Origin of the sequence: Butyricimonas sp. Marseille-P2440, assembly GCF_900091675.1 — a bacterium.
In the GTDB taxonomy this organism is placed as follows: domain Bacteria; phylum Bacteroidota; class Bacteroidia; order Bacteroidales; family Marinifilaceae; genus Butyricimonas; species Butyricimonas synergistica.
Window position 1 is genome coordinate 84,712 of the sequence record NZ_LT594610.1, and the last position, 20,986, is coordinate 105,697.

The following is a 20,986-nucleotide window of genomic DNA, read 5'->3' on the forward strand; positions in this document are numbered from 1 at the left end:
TGTTATAAATTCTGTTCCAAATAATTCTCTGCCTTATCCAGCAGTTCGTCGTCTACACCCAGGATGCGGGCAATGCGCATCGCTTCCTGCGGGACGGAGTTTTGAGTATCCTCGACCAGCGAGTAATCGATAAACTCGTTTATGTTATTAATGGTCAGCTGACCGTTTATTTTATCTTTTATAAATCCTTTTACCCGCATTTTCCTGCATCCGGCTTTTATGCCGCTGTAATGCGAGGTAATCAGGGAACGGGCACCCTTGTCCGTCAGGAAGTCGAGCGTCGCGTTGACAATCGCTTTCCCTTCCGCGGGATTGGTCGTCCTTGCCAGTTCGTCGATCAGGATAAGGGCGTTTTTGCCTGCTTTCACGTCCTGAACGATGGTGTTTAGCCTTAACATTTCCGAAGCGTAGGAGGAAAGACCGCTCAGCTCGGATTGCTCGTCACCGATGCACAAGAGTACCTCGTCAACCAGCGCGATTTCCGCGTGTTCTGCCGGCACGTAGAAACCGAATTGGAATAGGGTTTGGGCTAAAGCAACCGTCTTTAGAATAACGCTCTTGCCTGCCATGTTGGCTCCGGTGATCAGGCACGCCCCGGGGGCGATGTCTATATCGATAGCCTGGAATTTCTTCCCCTCTTGCCGCAGAACTTCCTTTACCTGCGGGTTGAAAATATTTTTGTAACGAGTGACCGTTTCCGTGATCTCCGGTTTGCACAGTCGCATCTCGATAGCCTGCTTTGCCTTGGCAAGTAAAATATCGAGCGTTGCCACTTGCGCGATAGCCTCGTTAATTTCTTGTTTGTACGGATGTATTCGTGTAGACAATTCTTCCCGGACACGATCTTCCAACATCGTATGCTCGAATTGCAATTGATCCAGCTGTTTGTCTTCGGTCTTGGCATCCATTTTCAGAGCCTTCATTTTTGCCCGTAGGGCTACCAATTCTTCGGAATAAACATCATAAACGTAGAAATGAGGGATACGCATTCTCTCCGGGTCAAGGATGTTGACGACCGGTTCCAAGTCCGGAAGTACTACCACATCAATGCGCGCGGCAAGCAATAATTGCCTGATCTCCATGACGAGCAACGAGAACGATTTTAATTCAAACAATTCAATGTCATCCAATGCTTGTGATTCGGTTATCCGGTTTGCTGTACCCCGGATATCTTTCACCTGCATAAGTTTCACGTTGATTTTGGTGATGGTGTCGGTCAACAGGGAATCACGCAGGAGGTTGACAGCCGCTTCCGTTTTGTCCAGTTTGGCGACAATCTCTTCTTTCGTGTGTAAATAGAGTTGTGTATTCAATACACGTTTTGCCAGCCCGGATTGAATCTCCAGTTGGTCGATCATGTACCTGAACCCGTTTACTTCTTCTATCGCGCTACGTAAAAACACCTTACTATTTATTTTGTGATTTAATAATCACTGAATTTTTAAATTTTCAATTCTTTTCACGTCATACACCGGGATGCCCAGGCTTTCCTGCATGGCAACCCGCAATTCGTCCGAATCCAGGCAGTATCCATCCGGTGATTGGGGATTTATACAGACTGCCAGTAGTTTACTTTTTTGCAAAACCCGTATGGTACCGCCTTTTTTCACGAAAGCGTAATAGGTTTCCATGGAAGCGAACATTTTCGTGAAGTCCCGCATGATTAGCGTGATCTCCCGGATTTGTTTCTGCTGCCGGAGGAAATGCAATAATTTGTCACTAATGGCACCTGCCACGTACAACGTGTTCCCGTGCTTGAAGACATCTTCTTTTCTGTTTTCAAGCATAAACACGGAGGGAATATCCAGATCGTGGACGTTTCCTTCCTCGTCAATCGACCACACGCCTTGCTCGATGCCCGTCAGCTTCCGGATAATATCGGGAGCCGCTTCATCCAGGCATATGAGGTCGTAGACGTATTTTGTCTTTCTTACCAGTTGAGGAATATTGCAGGACAGTGCGGCTCCCGTGGCTAATACCATGGCTTCAGTCACCGCCGGAGAGCTTAGGCTGAGGCGGGAGAGGGCGCCGTCTACAATCGTCGTGTCGACATCGAAACGCTTCATTTCATGGATCAAGGTTCGCAGCGACCCCGTGTCGGCGGGACCGGATAATAGCACTTTCCCCGAAGAGACGGCTCTAGCTGTAACCAGTCGTCCTAAAGAGGTTTGTTGTGTGCTGACATCCATGATCTCTGCCACCAGCCTCTTGCTCCGGTAGTGCATCTCGGATGTGATGAATATCATATCCTCGAATATCTCTATTTCCGGTTTCGGTGTCTGGCAGACTTGATCTTTGCTTTCCCCGTCAATGCCTATGGAGGTTAGGGCAAAACGCTTCCCCGTATTCTTCACGTGCCGAAGAATATAGTTCAAGCATTCTGTTTTCCCGGCGTTCTTAGCCAGTCCCACGATTGCAATACTGTTGTATTTTAATATTTCCTCGATAAACACAATCAATTGTTGATTTAGAGATTAAATGATTCGGTGATTTCCGGAGAAGCGATGAATCACTTAATCGGAAATCACAGAATCATCGAATCGATTTATTCGTGGTGATTTCTCTCGTTACGAGCCAAGTGTTTCGGTTCGATAGAGAGGGCGTCACCATTCAACAGAGCGGCTACGCCTTCTTTGCGGGCTTTTTCGCATTCCGGGCAGTGGCACTCTTCTTTATAGTTTTCCGGTTCCGTGTAGGTCGTGATAACACCTTCGTAGTTTCTCAATATAACACGTTTCGGTGACTGAGAAAGAACATAATTCGGCATTACCGGTGTTTTTCCACCTCCTCCGGGAGCGTCTACCACGAACGTGGGAACTGCATATCCGGAAGTATGACCGCGCAAGTTCTCGATGATCTCGATACCTTTGGATACGGGAGTACGGAAATGCTCGATACCCATGGAAAGGTCACATTGATAAATGTAATACGGGCGAACGCGCATTTTCACCAACCCGTGCATCAATTGTTTCATCACGTAAGTACAGTCATTGATGCCTCTCAACAGTACGGTTTGATTCCCCAACGGGATACCCGCATCGGCAAGACGTGCACAAGCGGCACTTGATTCCGGCGTGATCTCGTTCGGGTGATTGAAGTGGGTGTTCAACCAGATCGGGTGATACTTCTTCAACATATTAACCAGCTCCGGGGTGATTCTTTGCGGGCACACCACGGGAGTACGGCTTCCGATTCGGATAATCTCCACGTGCGGGATGGCTCTCAATTTGCTGATAATATATTCCAAACGTTCGTCGCTTACCAGCAACGCGTCTCCTCCCGACAACAGTACATCCCGTACTTGCGGGGTTTGGGCGATGTACTCGATACATTTATCGATACGTTCGGTCGGGGAAGCACTATCTTTTTGTCCCGCGAAACGCCGGCGGGTACAATGACGACAATACATGGAACATTGGTCCGTGATCAGGAACAACACGCGATCCGGGTAGCGGTGAGTCAAACCCGGTACGGGAGAATCACTGTCTTCGTGCAAAGGATCCAACAGGTCGGCTTCCGATCTGTGCAGTTCTAAAGCGGAAGGAACAGCTTGTTTGCGAATCGGGCAATACGGGTTATTCTTGTCAATTAAGCTCAAGTAATAAGGGGTAATCGCCATTCTTAAAGTCTTCAAAGACTCGCGGATACCATCCTCTTCTTCTTTGGTCAACTCGATGTACTTCTTTAATTGCTCGAGTGTTTCAATTCTGTTTTTCACTTGCCATTTCCAATCGTTCCATTGTTCGTCGGTAACTTCTGGGAAAAACTCTTTTCGTCTGCTTTCTGACATCACTTGTAATATTTTAGATTTTAGATTTTGAATTTTAGATTTTAGATTGCCTCGCGCAAATCCGCCTTTTTGTTGAGTATTAAATTTGTTAGAGGTTATCAATTTATTTCACATACAATTTTTCAAACAACTCCCGGATCTCGGCAGATTCCCGAATAATATTCAGGGTTAATTCTGCGTGTCCTTTCGCGTAACCGTTTCCCACGATTAAATTTATATCTTTTCCTACTCCCTCGGCTCCCAGTGCTGCTTTCGTGAAGCTGGTAGCCATAGAGAAGAAGTAAACACATCCTTGTCCTTTTGTGACTAGAATAGAGGTCATTTCGGTCGAGGGAACATTCACGTTATTGATTGTCACCTCGCAACCTCTTTCTCCCGCGATAGCGGTCACTTTCTTGTACACGTCCATCACTTTTGTCGCGTCGGCAACAATCACGTGAGTGGCGAGATTCATGTCTTTTATCCTTCGGGCATTCTCTTCCGAGTATTCTACCACGATAACCTTTCCGTAAGGTCCTACGTTTTTCATTGCCTGGTAGCAGCAAAGTACTCCGGACTTTCCGCCTCCCCCGATGATACAAACCGTATCACCTTCTTTTACCAGACGTGCCACTTGAGCCGGTGCTCCTGCCACGTCCAACACTGCCAATGCCAATTTCTCCGGTATGTCATCCGGCAGTACGGCATATAAGCCGCTTTCGAAAAGAATCGCTTGCGCATCCACGTCAACTTGATCGGATGCGGGGTCGAGATTCTTGATTTTATTGATTTTCAAAGGTGTCAGGGAAAGGGATACCAGCGTCGCGATCTTGTCACCCACTTTCAATGATTTATCCGGGAATGCTGGACCTATTTCTTTTACCGTACCAATCAGCATACCCCCCGAACCGGTCACCGGATTTTGCATCTTGCCCCGTTCCTCCACGATCGAGAGAATCATCTCTTTCATTTTTGACGCGTCCCCGCCGCAAGCACCCTTGATCTGCGTGTAACTGGCAGAGTCAATATTCAGTGTTTGCACGTCTATCAACAACTCGTTGTCGTAAATGCTCATCGTGTTATCCAGCTTCAGTGCCGGTTGGGGAAGTGTTCCTTCCGGGGTGATAACCCTATGTGTACCGTATCTACAACCTTTGTCCATCGAATAATTTTAAATTTTAGATTTTAGTTTATGATTTACGATTGACAATTACCGTGTAAGCAATCATAAATCGTAAATCATAAGTCGTAAATTAATTAAGCGTAAAGTTCTGTAAAGATCTTTCTTAAGGCTTCTGATTCTCTCAGTTCTTGAAGAGTGATCTCTGCATGACCTTTCGTGTAACCGTTACCCACGATCATCGTCACGTCGCTTCCTACGCCTTCGGCGCCAAGAGCGGCTTTCGTGAAGCTGGTTGCCATAGAGAAGAAGTAAACGATACCCGTGTTCTTCGTGCAAAGGATAGAGGTCATTTCCGTGTCAGTGATGTTCACGTTGTTGATCGTTACGTCACACATCTCACCATTCGTCAATTCAGAGATTTTTTCCATTACCGGAACGGGTTGAGTTGCATCGGCCGAGAATACATAGTCGCAGAAACCAAGTTTCTGTAAACGTTCCGTACTCTTCTGGCTGTGGCACAAACCGATTACTTTACCGGTAACGCCTGCACGTTTTTTAGCCTCGTAGCAGCACAGCATTCCGGATTTTCCACCTGCACCGATGATCAATACTGTATCGCCCGGTTTTACAAGTTTGGCTGTTTGTGCGGGAGCTCCGGCAACGTCCAACGCGGACAAGGCAAGGTTCTCCGGAAGGTCGGCCGGGATCTTAGCGTAGATACCGCTCTCGAAAAGGATAGCCTTACCATCGATGTCCACTTGGTCGATGTCCGGACGGATATCTTTGATCTTGTCGATACGAAGCGGGGTCAAAGAAAGAGAAACCAAAGTAGCGATTTTGTCACCTTCTTTCAAATCGATTTTGCCTTTCAGTGCATCACCGATTTTCTCAACCGTACCTAACAACATACCACCTGATCCGGTTACCGGGTTGCGGTGTTTACCTTGTTTTTCCACGATACCCATCATGATCTCGGCAATCTTAGCTTTGTCGCCTCCGGCTTGTTGCTCGATTTGGGTAAAGCTGGCTGAGTCGATATTCAAGGTTTGAACGTCAATCAAGATCTCGTTGTCATAGATCTCGTCCATGTTGTTGTCAATCTTGTTAGCGGGTTGTGGCAATACGCCCTTCGGTTCGATTACACGGTGAGTTCCGTATTTGTTTCCTTTCTTTTGCATAATATTTTGGATTTAGAAATTTAAGAAATCGATGTTATTTTAATGGTTTTAATCCTAGAATTACTCTTGCTTCAGCCGAAGTTGCAACTTCGCGTCCCAACTCTTTTGCCAGACGGACTACTTTCTCAACTAATTCTCCGTTTGACTTCGCCAGCACGCCTCTTTCGAGATAAAGATTATCTTCAAAACCTACTCTCACGTTACCGCCCATGACGATAGCGGCGGCTGCAAGGGGGAAGGCATGGCGACCGATACCCGTTGCGGTCCATGTGGAACCCGCGGGAATGGCGTTTACCATCCAGCTAAGATTTTGAACCGTGGCGGGAGTACATCCGGGAACGCCAAGAACGAAATTGAATTGCATGGGAGCCCCCGGAACTTGTCCTTTTCTGGCCATATTTAATATGGTATCAAGATGTCCCATTTCAAAGCACTCGTATTCCGGTTTGATGTTGTTTTCCAGCATTCTTTTGCCGAAATCTCTCATCATGGGCATGGTGTTTTCAAACACGTCATCACCGAAGTTACAAGTACCGCAATCGAGGGTTGCCATCTCGGGGAAAAGCTCTGTCGGTTGCAGACGTTCTTCTGCGGTCATACCCACGGCACCTCCGGTTGAGGGAATAATAATCACATCGGGACATACTTTATAAATGGCGTCAAGACACTCTTTGAAACGAGCTTTGCTTTGGGTCGGAGTACCATCATCTTCACGAACGTGAAGGTGAACAATGGCAGCACCTGCGTCTACAGCAGATTTGGCTTCTCTCACGATTTCTTCTACTGTATAAGGAACGGCGGGGTTTTGTTCTTTGGTAACTTCAGCCCCGCAAATGGCTGCTGTGATAATTAATTTCTCCATAATGATAATTTATTAATTTTTTCTCTGGTCTTCCTTTTTGACAACACAAGTCCCGCTGGCACGGCAAACCACGATGGGTTCTTCCAACACGTCGGCAGCAGAAGGAGAGATGTCCGGTCTGGAAACTACCACTTTCTTCGCTTCGAAAACCATCTTGCGGGAAGTGTTCCCTACTTTCACGATCTCCCCGGTTGCCTCGATATAGTCCCCGGCGTAAACGGGTGCAAGAAATTCGATATTGTCGTAAGCAACGAACAGCCCTTCATCCCCGTCATGCATGATTAACAATTCCGTGGCAACATCACCAAACAAGTGTACCATGTGTGCGCCGTCTACTAAATTCCCACCATAATGAGCATCCTTTGCGCTCATTCTTAAACGTATCATTGATTTTTCCATCTTGCTTTTAATTTTTAATTTTATTCTTCAATCGTAAATCGTAAATCACTTAATGATATAGTCTACCATAATAGACGGTGTCTTCACGTTCTCGGCAGCGATTTCGCCTACTTCCACGAGTTCGTTCACTTCTGCGATCACTAGGTCGGCTGCGGCAGCCATTAGCGGGTTGAAATTTTGTGATGTCCCCCGGTAAACCAAGTTTCCTGCTTTATCTCCAAGGCTTGCACCCACGAGAGCAACGTCAGCTCTTAACGGTTTTTCCAGCAAATAGTCTTTACCGTCCACGTTGATGATTTGTTTTCCCTCGGCAACGATCGTGCCCATTCCGGTTTGAGTCAGGATTCCGCCCAATCCGCAACCGCCCGCGCGCACGCGTTCGGCTAAAGAACCTTGCGGGCAGAACTCGATTTCCAGTTCTCCGCTATTCATTTGCTCACTCGTGCAAGGATTCGTGCCGATGTGTGACACGAAAAGTTTTTTTACTTGCTTGTTAGCGATCAACTGACCTACACCTCTGTCTGGGAATGCCGTGTCGTTGCAGATCAATGTGAGGTTCTTCACGCCTGATTTTGCCAAAGCGTCCACGATCTTGTTAGGGGTTCCGTTCGCTAGGAAGCCGCCTACCATAATGGTCATACCATCTTTTACTTTTGATATAGCCTCTTCGATAGAAATAAATTTACTCATAAGGAAGCATTTTTATATTGATTCAGTTAAATATTTAACACATTCGCATTGATTTGTCAAATTTATATCATTTCGGGCAATAAATGAAATATTTTCAACACAAAAACGGAAAAAATTCTTTATTGAGAATCATTTTACGTAGTTGAATTTGAATTCTAGTTGTTGCCGCATGATTTCCGGTAGAAAATTAGAATTTTTTAAGATAAAATCCAATCTTTCAAGTGAAAAAGATTCGGGATTTACTTGAAATTTGTTTTTAAAAGGAGTGTCAACGCTTTCGCCTGTACTCATCGGGCGTACAACCCGCTAGTTTTCTGAATAGATAGAAGAAAGACGGTGTGTCGCAAAAGCCTAAATCGGATGCAATGCCGGAGAGCGTTTTTCCGGATTTAAGTAAAAGATATTTAGCGATATCGATCCTTTTGAAGCAGATATATTCACGAAGTGTTTTCCCGGATTCGATCCGGGTCAAGTCGTTTAGATAGGCGGGTGATTGAGGCATTTTTTCATGAATGTACTTGATGGATCGCGATTCTGTTTTGAGTTCTTGTCCTGATTGGAAATATTCTTCCAGGAATTGGTCTAGTAATTCTAGCGTGTTGGTGTTGAGGTTGGTGCGGGTAATAAATTGGCGTTCGTAAAAACGCAGGCAATAATCCAGGAGCAATTCAAGATATATGGTTGTTAACCTTAGACTGAACTTGTCGATATCCCGTTCTAACTCTTTTCGGATGTTTCCCATGCATTCCAGTACGGTCTGTTTTTCTTGTTCGGACAGGTGGAGGGATTCATTTTCCCGGTACGAGAAAAAGGTATATTCTGCTTTTTTATAGGCGAGTAGCGTGTTATTCAATAAGTCCGGGTGAAACAGGATACCGGGGTGTCCCGGGAGGGCATCTATGTCGACAAGTGTTCCGGGTGCTTTGAATACCAGCGTCCCGGATTGGAAGTCATGGCTGCGCCGACCGTATCTGAAATCCCCGCATTCCACTTGTTTGAAAAACAGCGCGTAAAAATTGCCGCTGACGGGGAGGCGTTTGAATTGTTGCGTCCCGGACGGATCAACTACACTTATTAGCGGGTGTAATGTTTTTTGCCCGATCAGCTTGTTGTATTGATTCAGCGTTTCTATTTTTAGCGTACGTCCTGTCATGGTGCTCATAACTTCCTTCCGGCACACGGGTATGATTCCTTTTATTTAATGATGTCGATTTCCCGTAACCATTTCTCGACTTGAGGACGGGCTGAACTTGCCATTCCGCCGCCGGTAAGAAATCCTTTCTTGTTTGTAGCTTTGCTTGTGTTTTTCACGAAATCTTTGAAGCAATTCTGCTCGCCTCCTCCGCCGTGAGTGCAGAAAGGAATGACGATTTTGCCTTCCAGTTTATAACTTTCGAGGAATGTCAGGATCGGCATCGGCATTGTCCCCCACCAGTTCGGGAATCCCACGAATATTATATCGTATTCTTCCATGTTCTTAACCTTCGTTTTTAACTCCGGTCGGGCGTTTGTTTCTTTTTCTTTCTTGGCGACTTCCGTGCAGGTATGGTAGTCTGACGGGTAAGGTTTGGCGACCTCGATTTCTAACAAATCTCCGCCTGTCAATTCTTTGATGTGGTTTGCCACGGCTTTCGTGTTCCCGCTCCGGGAAAAATAAGCGACCAAAACTTTTTTGCCGCTAGTGGTTTTCTGTGCTTCTACGTTCATGTTGAGTGTCATCATCATTGTCGCGATTATAAAAAAATACTTTGTTGCCATTTTAATAGGGTGTTATGTTTGTTACTTTGTTTTCAAATCTCGAATTTCGTCGTTCCCAGCCATTTGGCAATTTCCGGGTCATAATGGTCGAGGAATAGACTTTTATTCATGTCCAGAGATGCTATTGCCTCTATATCTGCCGCATCCAGTTGGAAATCAAAAATCCGGAAATTCTCGATGATTCTTTCTTTGTGCACGGATTTCGGGATGGCGACAACGCCCCTTTGTGTCAGCCAGCGAAGTATGACTTGCGCCACGGACTTGTTGTGTTTCGCGGCGATGGAAACAAGCGCAGGATTCCGGAACATATCGTTGCGTCCTTCCGCGAAGGGTCCCCATGACTCGATGCGTACCCCGTACTCATCCATCAATATTTGGTCTTTCGTGCGCTGGAAGAATACGTGAGTTTCTATTTGGTTGACGGCGGGGACAATTTTGTTGTGAAGAATCAAGTCTACCAGGCGGTCCGGGTAGAAATTGCAGACCCCGATAGCCTTAATTTTTCCTGCCGCGTACAATTCTTCCATGGCACGCCATGCCCCGTAGTAATCGCCAAAAGGCTGGTGGATCAGGTACAAGTCGAGATAATCCATTCCCAGGCGGTCGAGGGATTTTTGGAAAGCAGCCTTTGCCCCCTCGTAACTCGCGTCCTGTACCCATAGTTTTGTCGTGATAAAGAGCTCCTCGCGGGGTACCCCGCTACGTTTGACCGCCTTGCCGACGGCTTCTTCATTCACGTAGGCTGCTGCCGTGTCGATCAGGCGGTAGCCCGCCTGTATGGCATCAAAAACACTGCGCTCGCATTCATTCACGTCGCTGATCTGGTAAACGCCGAATCCCAGAATCGGCATCTCTATACCATTATTTAATACTGCTTTTTCCATGTCCGTGTTGTTTTATTTGTTTTTGTATTACAAAATTACGGACAGAAAGCGGAAAGCGTGGAATACGAATTACGGATATGCTTACCAATATTACTGATTTATCTATTCCGGGATATTGGTTCGAATAACTTAATTATTTTTTCACGCTATCTCTGTATTCCAACGGGGACATCCCTGTCATTCTTCGAAAAAAACGGCACATGTAGGGCGGGTCATCAAAATGCAACTCTGCCGCGATATTCTTGATGGATAGGTCTGTATTTTGGAGAAGAATTTTTATGGAAACTATAACAAACCGGTCGATCATCTCTTTGGGAGAGATATTTTCAATCCGGTGGAATAATTTATACAGGTAATCCGGTGTTATGTGCAGTTTGTCGGCATAGTATTTCACGTCGTGGTGTTTCGTGTGGTGCCTGCTCAGCAGGGTGTAGAAATCATTGTACAGTTTCCAGCTTCTGTTCTTCGAGAAATTGCTGACTTCCTCGATTCCCGTTCTTCTCATTTCATTGTCGATGGCGACGAACAGGTTGTAAAAGTTGTTTCTCACGACATCTTTCGCTTGTTCTGTATCGCAATGGTTGATAATCCAATCGGTTTGTATGAACCAATGTTTTAGTAGTCGGTCCTGTTCGGGGGTCGTGGGAAGCACGGGATGCTTGTAGAGCAGGTCCCAGAAAGAGGAGGCCACTTTGTAAAACGTTTCGTCGGCAAGTGCCTTGGGAACGGAAATGTAATACGCGTGGAAATCTCTTGACAGTTCGATGGGGATGAATGGTAAATCCCCCGTGAGAACGACCAGGCAGCCGGCGGATACTTTCATCTCGCAAAAGTCGATGCTGACCACTCCATGTCCTTGGGTGCACCGGAGCAGCGTGCAGCCGTTGATGTCGACAATTTTACCTATTCCTTCTTTCAGGTCCGTTTCTCCCGATATGCCGTATCGGGTTATTTCCCATAGTTTGTATTTAGCTTTATTCATATCTTCTGCAAAATTATTACTTTCTTTTCAAACGACTCTCTTGTTGTCCGAAAAAGTACCCGACTTGTCGGGATAAAAGTATATTGTTGCATGGAGGAACACGGTAATTTTGCGACCGTGATTTCGATTACAAATTAAAGTTAGATATATGCGATTCAGAACAGTTGTTTTATCGGCTTGCCTGGCACTCCTGACGGCGTGCGGAAACGAGCGTCCCGCCCCGGGGAGAGAGCGGGTTTATCCGGTATTTAAGGTTACGACCACGTCGGTCGATATTGTAGAGTCCTACTCGGCCACGATCGAGGGCTGTCAGGACGTGGAGATTTACCCGCAGGTGTCGGGAACGATTTCGAGTTTGATGGTAAAAGAGGGTGAAAAAGTGAAGAGGGGGCAGTCTCTCTTCGTTATCGATCAAGTGTCCTATCGGGCGGCGTTAAGGACAGCGACGGCCAGTGTCCACGTTGCCGAGGCTCAGGTAGAGACCGCGAAGCTTGAGTATGACAGCAAGCGGATTCTATTCGACGAGAAGGTCATCTCCGAGTACGACCTTTCCATGGCAAAGAATGCTTTGACCATTGCCGAAGCGAACCTGGAACAAGCTCGAGCGCGGGAAACCAACGCGAAAAACGATCTGTCATATACCGAGGTGCATTCCCCCGTCGATGGGGTGGTTGGAACACTTCCTTTCCGGGCAGGTGCATTGGTTGGCCCGTCCATATCCAAACCGCTGACAACGGTGTCGGACACGAGACAGATGTATGTCTATTTTTCCATGAGCGAGAATCAGATCCGCAACCTTATCCGTCAATACGGATCGCCCGATGAAATGATCCGCAAAATGCCGGATGTAGAGCTGCGACTCAACGACGGGTCCATTTACGAAAGCAAAGGTCGGATTGAAACGATTAGTGGGATCATCAATTCCCAGACGGGTACGGCGTCTGTCCGCTGCGTGTTCCCGAATGAAAAACGCCTGTTGTTCAGCGGTGGAGTGGGAAGCGTGATTCTGCCCCATGAAGAACGGGGCGTGATAGTCATCCCTCAAGGAACAACTTACGAGATTCAGGACAAGATATATGTATATAAGGTCGTTGACGGTATGGCAAAGTCCACCGAGATCAGCGTGGATAAACTTAATAACGGTAAAACATACCTTGTCCGCGGCGGTTTACAAGAGGGAGATGTTTTGGTTCGTGAAGGTGTGGCTATGTTGAAAGACGGTGCCCCCGTATCCATAAAAAATGATTAAAGTATAAAGGAACAAGTTATGAATCTGAAATATTTTATAGACCGTCCCATTCTCTCTGCCGTGATTTCCGTGGGAATGGTATTGATGGGAGTGTTGGCTTTGTTCTCGTTGCCTATCGAGCAATATCCGGATATTGCGCCTCCGACCGTGGCTGTTTACACCAATTATCCCGGAGCCAACGCGGAAACCGTGCAAAAAGCGGTTGTCATACCCTTGGAAGAAGCTATCAATGGCGTGGAAGGCATGACTTATATCACATCGACCGCGTCCAACAGCGGTGATGTCGAACTGCTTGTTTATTTCAAGCAAGGGACGAATCCCGATATGGCGGCTGTCAACGTGCAGAACCGGGTGGCTACCGCCCAAGGTTTGTTGCCTTCCGAGGTGGTGCAAGTGGGTGTAACTACCGAAAAACAGCAGAATGCCGAGCTGAAAACTTTCGGCATATATGATCCTGAAGGTCGCTATGATAACAAATTCCTCGACAATTACATGAAGATCAACGTAGAGCCTCGCGTCAAGCGTATCAGCGGGGTGGGTAAGTTCATGTTGTTCGGGGCCAATTACAGTATGCGTGTATGGCTGAAACCCGATAAGATGGCTCAGTATAAACTGGTGCCGTCGGACATATCCGCGGTTCTTGCCACGCAGAATATAGAGGCGGCAACCGGTTCTTTCGGGGAGAATAACGATAACGTGTTTCAATACACGATGAAGTACAGGGGCAGGCTGTCGACACCCGAAGAGTTTGAAAACCTCGTCGTTCGTTCACTGCCTGACGGCGACGTACTCCGCTTGAAAGAAGTGGCGGATGTCGAACTGGGCAGCGAAGCCTATAATTTCCATTCAACCATTAACGGTAAGCCTTGCGCTTTAGCCCTGACCTATCAGACTGCAGGTTCCAATGCTTCGGCAGTCATCAATGAAATCGATGCGGTTCTCGAAGATATGGGCAAGGATCTTCCCGAGGGGCTTGAATTTGTGTCTTTAAGTGATACCAATCGCTTTCTTTATGCCTCTATTAAAGAGGTGATTGTGACGTTGTTATTGGCTATCGTGTTGGTCGTGCTCGTCGTGTATCTGTTTTTGCAGGATATACGCTCTACCTTGATTCCCGCCATATCCATATTCGTTTCGATTATCGCGACATTTGCTTTTATGGCAGTGGCAGGTTTCTCCATCAATTTGCTTACGCTTTTCGCGCTTGTACTTGCCATCGGAACGGTGGTGGACAATGCCATTATCGTGGTGGAAGCGGTACAAAGCCGTTTCGATGCAGGGTATCGGTCGGCTTATCGGGCGACGACCGATGCGATGGGCGGAATATCGTCGGCCATCATTGTCTCTACCATGATTTTTATGGCGGTATTTATCCCTACGTCATTCATGGGCGGAACTTCGGGTACGTTTTACACGCAGTTTGGTATTACCATGGCCGTTGCGGTCGGATTGTCGGTCATCAACGCTCTTACTTTGTCTCCGGCTTTGTGCGCGTTGATGCTGAATCCTTACGTGGATGAGAACGGTGAAGCCAGGGACAATTTTGCAGCCCGTTTCCGCGGGGTATATAACCTTGCTTTTAATACCTTGCTTCATTACTATAAAAACGGTGTTCTCTTTTTTGTTCGTCGCGGGTGGGCCGTGTGGGTAACGCTTGCGGCGGGTCTGGCGGCGTTGGTGTTCTTGATGAACTCCACCCCCACGGGGCTTGTCCCGGACGAGGATGTTGCCACTCTGATGATTAGCCTCGACACGAAGCCGGGAAGTTCTCTGAAAGAGACCAACCGTATCATGCAAAGGATTGACGAGAAGCTGGCGGAGTTTCCTGAAATCGAGTATTCGAGCGGAATATCGGGGTATTCATTTAACGGTGCTGGCCCGTCGATGGGTATGTACTTTATCAAACTGACCGATTGGGACGAGCGTAAAGGCGTGGGACAATCGGCAATGGAACTGTCGGAAAGGCTTTACGGTATTGCTGCCGATGTACCGGACGCTAACATGTTCGTGATGGCGCCTCCGATGATTCCGGGTTACGGCATGGGAGGAGGTTTCGAACTCTATTTGCAGGATAAGGTTGGTGGCGATTTGTCCGAGTTCAAGAATGTATGCGACCGATTCGTGGAGGCTTTGAACGGGCGTCCTGAAATCGAGGCGGCGTACTCGTCGTTTGCAAATAATTACCCGCAATATTGGGTGGATCTTGACGCCGCGCAGTGCGAACGCGCGGGAATCACGACAGCGGAGGTCTTGGACGCACTGTCAGGATATTACGGTGGTAGTTATGTCTCGAATTTCAACCGTTTCTCCAAACTGTACCGTGTGATGATTCAGGCCGATCCGGCAAAGCGTGTCACGCAAGAGTCGCTTAATCATTTCTACGTGCGTGTGGGTGGTGAGATGGCTCCGTTATCGCAATTCGTGAAACTCACCAAGACTTACGGTCCTCAATCCCTCTCTCGCTTTAACCTCTATAACTCCATAGCAATTAACGGTAACGCTGCTGCCGGGTATAGTTCGGGCGATGCACTCAAAGCCATAAGGGAGGCTGCCGATGAAGTGTTGCCCAAAGATTACGGCTACGAACTTGGAGGTATTTCACGGGAACAAGCGACCACGGGCAACAATGTGATCATTATCTTTGCCGTTTGTATCGTGCTCGTTTATCTCATCCTGAGCGGTATGTACGAGAGTTTGATACTCCCTCTTACGGTTATTCTCTCCGTACCTTGTGGTTTGATGGGAAGTTTTTTGTTTGCCAAGTTGTTCGGGCTGGAGAATAACATCTATTTACAGACGGGACTGATCATGCTTATCGGTTTGTTGGCAAAGACTGCCATCCTCATTACAGATTACGCGGGTGAACGCCGCCGCGGCGGAATGTCTTTGAAGCAGGCTGCCGTGGGAGCGGCGAAGAATCGTCTGCGTCCTATTCTGATGACCGCGTTGACGATGATATTCGGTATGCTTCCGTTGATGTTCGCTTCGGGCGTGGGTGCCAATGGTAATTCCACGCTCGGTACCGGTGCCGTGGGGGGGATGTTGGTGGGAACGTTGGTGCTATTGTTTATCGTGCCCGCCCTGTGGATGTTTTTCCAATCCATGGAGGAATGCGTTAAGCCGATAGAGTTCAAACAAGCAGACCCGGTTATAACGGGAGAGAAGGAAAAAGTGGCTTTGTTGAAGCATTTGAAAGAAATGGATCAAAAGGAGGAACAATGAAACAAATAATTATAAGTATATTGATATTGACCGTGTTGTCAGGTTGTAGTGTTTACAAGAAATTTTCGCAAACGGTAGAAGTCGATAGTAATATAGCGACATTTTCGTGGAAGGAGTTGTTTCAAGATGCATACTTGCAACAGTTGATAGATACGGCGTTGACGCGTAATACGAATTTAAGGACAGCACGCTTACGTGCAGAGCAAGCCGAAGTTGCATTGCTTGCTGCCCGTCTGGCTTATCTGCCGTTCGTGAATCTCGGTGCGGAAGGCGGACTGAACAGTTGGGACGGTTCGACGGCTAAAACGTACAATATAAGCGGTGCCGCGAGTTGGGAAATGGATATATTCGGCAAAGTTACAGCCGCCAAGCGTGAAGCCCGTGCTTCATTGGAGAAGTCTTATGCCTATCGGCAGGCGGTGCAGACCTCGCTCGTGGCATCGGTCGCTTCAACTTATTACACGTTGCTGATGTTGGATGAGCAGATAGCGATTGCAGAACAGACATTGCGGAACTGGCAGCGGACGGTTTCGACGTTGCGGGCATTGATGCGGGCGGGAAGTGCCAATGACGCGGCAGTTCTTCAAGCCGAAGCGAACAGGGCGGCACTCGAAGCCTCCTTGTTGTCCATGCGTAAGAGTTTGAAAGAGACTGAAAATGCGATGTGCCTGTTGTTGGCGCAAACTCCTGAAGGCATAGAGCGGGGAAAATTTGCCGATCAGATTTTTCCCGATTCCATGTCAATGGGGATCCCCGTTCAGCTATTGGCAAATCGTCCCGATGTCCGGGAGGCTGAAATGTCGTTGGCAAAGGCTTTTTATGCCACAAATGTGGCAAGGGCAGCTTTCTATCCCTCTATTAATCTATCGGGGAGTGCGGGATGGACGAACAACGGAGGTGGCGTTGTGCTCAATCCCGGACAATGGCTGCTTAATGCCATCGGTTCGCTGACGCAACCGTTGTTCAATCGCGGAACGAACATCGCTAACCTGAAAATAGCCAAGGCGGAACAGGAAATAGCAGCGTTGGCATTTCAACAGAAATTGCTTGAGGCTGGCAGTGAGGTAAATAACGCGCTGGTATCTTTGCAGACTGCACGGGAGAGGCTGGCGATAAATTCTAAGAGTGTCGTCTCTTTACAGGAGGCAGTCCGAAAGACGGAGCTGTTGATGCGTCATTCCTCGGTGAACTACCTGGAGGTGCTTACCGCGCAACAGTCCCTATTGGATGTCCAGAAATCATTGGCACAGGACAAATTCGATGAGATACAGGGCATCATAAGCCTGTATCACGCGTTGGGTGGAGGTCAATAAGTCTGGCGTTTGCTTGCCTTTTGTTTCGAGAAACGGAATCTCCACTTCTATGTTAACAAATGCGGATTCAAAATAGTGGCGTTTTTAAATTAGAATTGTTATTTTTGTATCAAACAAAAGTTCCGAACGTTATGGGTGAGATATTAAAAATGAATACGATTCATGATTATCATGAATTCCTGGAAGTGGAAACATTGAATCCGCTCGTGAGTGTTCTCGATTTTTCAAAAATACCGCCGATAAGGCATAGTCGCATCAATTTCGGTTTTTATACCATTTTCCTGAAGGATATCAATTGTGGGGATTTGCGCTACGGGTGCGGGGTTTACGATTATCAGGAAGGTACGCTGGTGTTTATCGCTCCCGGGCAAGTCATCGGGGTTGATGATGACGGGACCCGGGTTCAGGGGAAAGGGTGGGCTTTGCTTTTTCATCCCGATTTGCTGCATGGCACGCTGCTGGGAAAGAAGATGAAGGAGTACACGTTTTTTTCTTACGAGGCGAACGAGGCTCTCCACATGTCGGACCGGGAACGGGAGATCGTTATTAATTGTTTTCTTGGCATTCGGGAGGAATTGGAGCACGCGATAGACAAGCATAGCCGTTCCATTATAACCGCTAATATCGAGGTTTTCCTGAATCATTGCGTCCGTTTTTATGACCGCCAGTTTATTACGCGCAAGGATGTCAATAAGGATATTCTTACCCGGTTTGAAGATTTATTGGTCAATTATTTTGATTCGGAAGCCCCCGAAATCTACGGGTTGCCTTCCGTCGCCTATTGTGCGGATAAACTGCACTTTTCTGCTAATTATTTCGGTGATTTGATAAAGAAGGAAACCGGGAAATCGGCTCAGGAGTGTATTCAATTGACGGTAATCAATCAAGTCAAAGAGCGTTTTGCCGATCTAGATAAGTCTGTCAGCGAAGTTGCTTACGAGATGGGATTCAAGTATCCCCATCATTTGAGCCGCTTGTTCAAGAAAGTGGTCGGTTGTTCTCCTAACGAGTATAGGGCGGCGCTGGCCGGATGATATCCATTGTATGCGGGAAGTAATGGTTCAATATCTGCAGCACAGTTTGTTGCGATGGTTCGATGAGAACCAGCGGGTGTTCCCGTGGCGGGAGGATCGGGCGACGAAGTACCAGCAGATCGTGTCCGAGATTCTGTTGCAGAGGACGAAAGCGGAAACCGTGGCGAAGTATTTCGATACTTTTTTCTCGAGGTTCCCGGATTGGGATGCGCTTTGCAACGCTTCGCTGGAGGAGTTGGAGGAGGCGATGAAACCCTTGGGGTTGTACCGGCATCGGGCCCGACGGCTGTATAAGCTGGGGGAAGACTTGCGTCGTCGGGGAGGGCAGTTGCCGGGTGATTCCAACGAGTTGCGTGATTCCGGTTTTATCGGGTTGTACGTGACGAATGCTTTTGAACTATTTATTTTGAAGAACCGTAAGCCGTTGCTGGACGTGAATATGTCCCGTTTGCTGAAACGCTATTTTGAACCGGGCGATTTTATCGATGTGCGTTTTGACAAGGAAGTACAGGAATTGGCAAATGATATTATCGAGGTGCGGCGTTGCAAGGAATTGAATTGGGCAATCTTGGACTATGCTGCTATGGTGTGCCGGAAAAGAAACCCGTTGTGCGGGGAGTGCGTGTTGAACAAGTTTTGCAAGTATTACGCGCAGAACCGGGAGAAGTCAGATCAGCCCGGTAGTGGTAAACACGAAGTAGGATAGTGCCCCGAGTGATTTTTTTAATTTTTCGATACCGAGTGCTTTCAATCTTTTCACGTTGGCGACGGTAACCTCCATTTGTTCGGCGATTTCCTCTTGTTTCAGTCCTTCCAGGCTGAGGCGGATGACCTCTGCCATACGGGGCGGAAGTTGTTCGATTGATTCGTTCAGAAGACGTAGAGCTTCTTCCTGTATGATATAATTTAAAGTGGAGGTTTCGTTTTCTGCTGCAAGGTGTTTATAGCGTTCGTTTTCTCTTTTCGCGGAACGGATATAGTTGTATACCAGGTTTCGGGTGGATACGTAGAGTAGGCTTTTCGTGGACTCCCCGAAGGTGATCTTTTTCCGGTTCAGCCATAGATTGACAAATACATCTTGTACGATGTCTTCTGCTGCCTCTTTGTCTTTTAGGATATTGAAAGCGAAAGCATTTAACGATTCGTTGTATCGCAAAACGAGCTCGTTAAAGGCTTCTCGGTTATCCTTTTGTATTTCTTGTAAGAGGGTATCCAACTCCATAGCACGAGGGGATTGTAAATATCACAATACAAATGTATAAATTTTTTTTATTCGATGTATACTTTTTTGTCGTGGTGGTGTTCTAGTGATAAAAAATAAGATATGGACTATTTGGATGGAATAGATATAGCCGAGATTATGGTGAAGAAGGTGGTAGGGGATATTTCCCCGGGGGAAGAGGAACGCTTGCAGCGTTGGCTTGATGCTTCGCCGGAGAATCGGGAGATGTATGAGGCGTTTGTTTCCGGGAGAAGTTTAGCGGAGCGCAAAAAGAATTTCGGTCATCTGAACTACGAGAAGACGATAAAGGCAATCCATGAAAAGATTCATCGAAAGGTACGTCGTAGGTTGTACATGAGGATTTCTTCGGTGGCGGCAGTATTGTTGGTGGCAGTTTTAAGTACGGTCGTCATCTTTTCGCTTCGGACGGAAAAAAGGGAAGGGGTGCCTTTGCCCGAAGTCCAAGGCAAATATTATGCATTTCTATCCGTGGATGACGGGTGCAAGGTGGTGTTGAAAGAGAATAACACGGGTACGGAGTGGAAAGAACACGTGAAGGAAAAGGTTGCCGAGAACGTGGTTGCAAAAGAAAAGGTGCAGATGATTCGTGTAGAGGTTCCGAGGGGAAGCGAGTACTGGTTACGGCTGAATGATAGTACCGAGGTATGGTTGAATTCGGAAACGGTATTAATGTACCCGGATCGTTTCGCGGAAGATAAACGGGAGGTTAGATTATGCGGGGAGGCTTTTTTTAAAGTGAAGACGAATCCTACCCGACCTTTTGAAGTGCACACGAACGGGAGTTTGCAGATATGGGTGACGGGAACGGAATTGAATGTACGGGATTATGCCGATGAGCAATTTTTGAAGGTGACCTTGCTGAAAGGCGTCGTGCACGTGGGGAATGATTCGGTATACAGGATATTATCTCCTCGTGAGCAAGCTGTGTTTGACCGGGGAACGGGAGATATGAAAGTGGTGGAACTTGAAGACCCGTCGACCTGTGTCGCTTGGCGGGAAGGAATGTTTGCCTTTGAAGGAGAGCCGATAGAGGTTATTTTTTCCGCTATGGCACAATGGTATGATGTAGAATTTGTTATCGAGAATAAGGTTGGCATGCCTGGGGGTAGTGTGACTTTCCACGCCATGCGTGACGAGAGGGTGGAAGAGTTATTAGGAGTGTTGCAAAGTTTAATTGATTTTAAATATAGAATAGAAGGAAAGAAAATATATATCCGTTTCTAAAGATATAATCAAAAACAAGGAAGAGTCTTGCACACTCTTCCTTATGTTCAAGATTA

At 47.1% G+C, this 20,986-nt stretch carries 19 protein-coding genes; 6 read left to right on the plus strand and 13 right to left on the minus strand.

Going from position 1 to position 20,986, the window contains the following annotated elements; genetic code table 11:
• Positions 1 to 2 precede the first annotated feature (2 nt).
• The 12 genes from BN8899_RS11435 to BN8899_RS11490 form a co-directional block, all read right to left on the minus strand.
• On the minus strand, positions 3 to 1,403 hold the full coding sequence (locus BN8899_RS11435; RefSeq protein ID WP_065219531.1) for a lysine 5,6-aminomutase reactivase ATPase KamC: 1,401 nt from the start codon (positions 1,401 to 1,403) through the stop codon (positions 3 to 5).
• A gap of 27 nt (positions 1,404 to 1,430) precedes the next feature.
• On the minus strand, positions 1,431 to 2,453 hold the full coding sequence (locus BN8899_RS11440; RefSeq protein ID WP_316244989.1) for a lysine 5,6-aminomutase reactivase subunit KamB: 1,023 nt from the start codon (positions 2,451 to 2,453) through the stop codon (positions 1,431 to 1,433).
• A 92-nt stretch (positions 2,454 to 2,545) separates the two neighbouring features.
• Positions 2,546 to 3,790 (minus strand): lysine 2,3-aminomutase, encoded by a 1,245-nt coding sequence (gene ablA, locus BN8899_RS11445; RefSeq protein WP_065219532.1) that lies wholly within the window; start codon positions 3,788 to 3,790, stop codon positions 2,546 to 2,548.
• 103 nt (positions 3,791 to 3,893) lie between these two features.
• Complete coding sequence (locus BN8899_RS11450; protein ID WP_065219533.1) at positions 3,894 to 4,931, minus strand: L-erythro-3,5-diaminohexanoate dehydrogenase; 1,038 nt, start codon at positions 4,929 to 4,931, stop codon at positions 3,894 to 3,896.
• Between the two features lie 95 nt (positions 4,932 to 5,026).
• The gene (locus BN8899_RS11455; RefSeq protein WP_018337390.1) at positions 5,027 to 6,070 is read right to left on the minus strand and encodes an L-erythro-3,5-diaminohexanoate dehydrogenase; all 1,044 of its coding nucleotides are present in this window, start codon (positions 6,068 to 6,070) and stop codon (positions 5,027 to 5,029) included.
• Positions 6,071 to 6,104: 34 nt separating this feature from the next.
• Positions 6,105 to 6,932 carry a 3-keto-5-aminohexanoate cleavage enzyme gene (locus BN8899_RS11460; protein WP_065219534.1) on the minus strand — a complete coding sequence of 276 codons (828 nt, stop codon included), beginning with the start codon at positions 6,930 to 6,932 and terminating at the stop codon, positions 6,105 to 6,107.
• A gap of 12 nt (positions 6,933 to 6,944) precedes the next feature.
• A complete protein-coding gene (locus tag BN8899_RS11465; protein ID WP_018337388.1) occupies positions 6,945 to 7,331 on the minus strand; it encodes a 3-aminobutyryl-CoA ammonia lyase in 387 nt (128 codons plus the stop codon).
• A gap of 45 nt (positions 7,332 to 7,376) precedes the next feature.
• On the minus strand, positions 7,377 to 8,021 hold the full coding sequence (locus tag BN8899_RS11470) for a CoA transferase subunit A (RefSeq protein ID WP_018337387.1): 645 nt from the start codon (positions 8,019 to 8,021) through the stop codon (positions 7,377 to 7,379).
• 268 nt (positions 8,022 to 8,289) lie between these two features.
• The gene (locus tag BN8899_RS11475) at positions 8,290 to 9,201 is read right to left on the minus strand and encodes a helix-turn-helix domain-containing protein (protein ID WP_148375397.1); all 912 of its coding nucleotides are present in this window, start codon (positions 9,199 to 9,201) and stop codon (positions 8,290 to 8,292) included.
• Between the two features lie 14 nt (positions 9,202 to 9,215).
• Positions 9,216 to 9,746 carry a flavodoxin gene (locus BN8899_RS11480; RefSeq protein WP_065220700.1) on the minus strand — a complete coding sequence of 177 codons (531 nt, stop codon included), beginning with the start codon at positions 9,744 to 9,746 and terminating at the stop codon, positions 9,216 to 9,218.
• 65 nt (positions 9,747 to 9,811) lie between these two features.
• Complete coding sequence (locus tag BN8899_RS11485) at positions 9,812 to 10,663, minus strand: aldo/keto reductase (RefSeq protein ID WP_065219536.1); 852 nt, start codon at positions 10,661 to 10,663, stop codon at positions 9,812 to 9,814.
• 133 nt (positions 10,664 to 10,796) lie between these two features.
• Positions 10,797 to 11,645 carry an AraC family transcriptional regulator gene (locus BN8899_RS11490; RefSeq protein WP_065219537.1) on the minus strand — a complete coding sequence of 283 codons (849 nt, stop codon included), beginning with the start codon at positions 11,643 to 11,645 and terminating at the stop codon, positions 10,797 to 10,799.
• A 148-nt stretch (positions 11,646 to 11,793) separates the two neighbouring features.
• Between BN8899_RS11490 and BN8899_RS11495 the strand changes: the two genes are divergently transcribed.
• From BN8899_RS11495 to BN8899_RS11515, 5 genes are all read left to right on the plus strand, one after another.
• A complete protein-coding gene (locus BN8899_RS11495) occupies positions 11,794 to 12,894 on the plus strand; it encodes an efflux RND transporter periplasmic adaptor subunit (protein ID WP_018337380.1) in 1,101 nt (366 codons plus the stop codon).
• Between the two features lie 18 nt (positions 12,895 to 12,912).
• Complete coding sequence (locus tag BN8899_RS11500; protein WP_065219538.1) at positions 12,913 to 16,116, plus strand: efflux RND transporter permease subunit; 3,204 nt, start codon at positions 12,913 to 12,915, stop codon at positions 16,114 to 16,116.
• The gene (locus BN8899_RS11505) at positions 16,113 to 17,429 is read left to right on the plus strand and encodes an efflux transporter outer membrane subunit (RefSeq protein WP_065219539.1); all 1,317 of its coding nucleotides are present in this window, start codon (positions 16,113 to 16,115) and stop codon (positions 17,427 to 17,429) included. The genes BN8899_RS11500 and BN8899_RS11505 overlap by 4 nt, the downstream gene beginning before the upstream one ends.
• Before the next feature lie 131 nt (positions 17,430 to 17,560).
• Positions 17,561 to 18,463, plus strand: coding sequence for a helix-turn-helix domain-containing protein (locus tag BN8899_RS11510; RefSeq protein ID WP_065220701.1), 903 nt, complete (start codon positions 17,561 to 17,563; stop codon positions 18,461 to 18,463).
• Between the two features lie 22 nt (positions 18,464 to 18,485).
• Positions 18,486 to 19,169, plus strand: coding sequence for an HhH-GPD family protein (locus tag BN8899_RS11515; protein ID WP_187376866.1), 684 nt, complete (start codon positions 18,486 to 18,488; stop codon positions 19,167 to 19,169).
• Here the strand turns inward: BN8899_RS11515 and BN8899_RS11520 are convergent.
• The gene (locus BN8899_RS11520; protein WP_065219541.1) at positions 19,131 to 19,685 is read right to left on the minus strand and encodes an RNA polymerase sigma factor; all 555 of its coding nucleotides are present in this window, start codon (positions 19,683 to 19,685) and stop codon (positions 19,131 to 19,133) included. The genes BN8899_RS11515 and BN8899_RS11520 overlap by 39 nt on opposite strands.
• A 102-nt stretch (positions 19,686 to 19,787) precedes the next feature.
• Between BN8899_RS11520 and BN8899_RS11525 the strand changes: the two genes are divergently transcribed.
• A complete protein-coding gene (locus BN8899_RS11525; protein WP_065219542.1) occupies positions 19,788 to 20,930 on the plus strand; it encodes a FecR family protein in 1,143 nt (380 codons plus the stop codon).
• Positions 20,931 to 20,986: the final 56 nt, after the last annotated feature.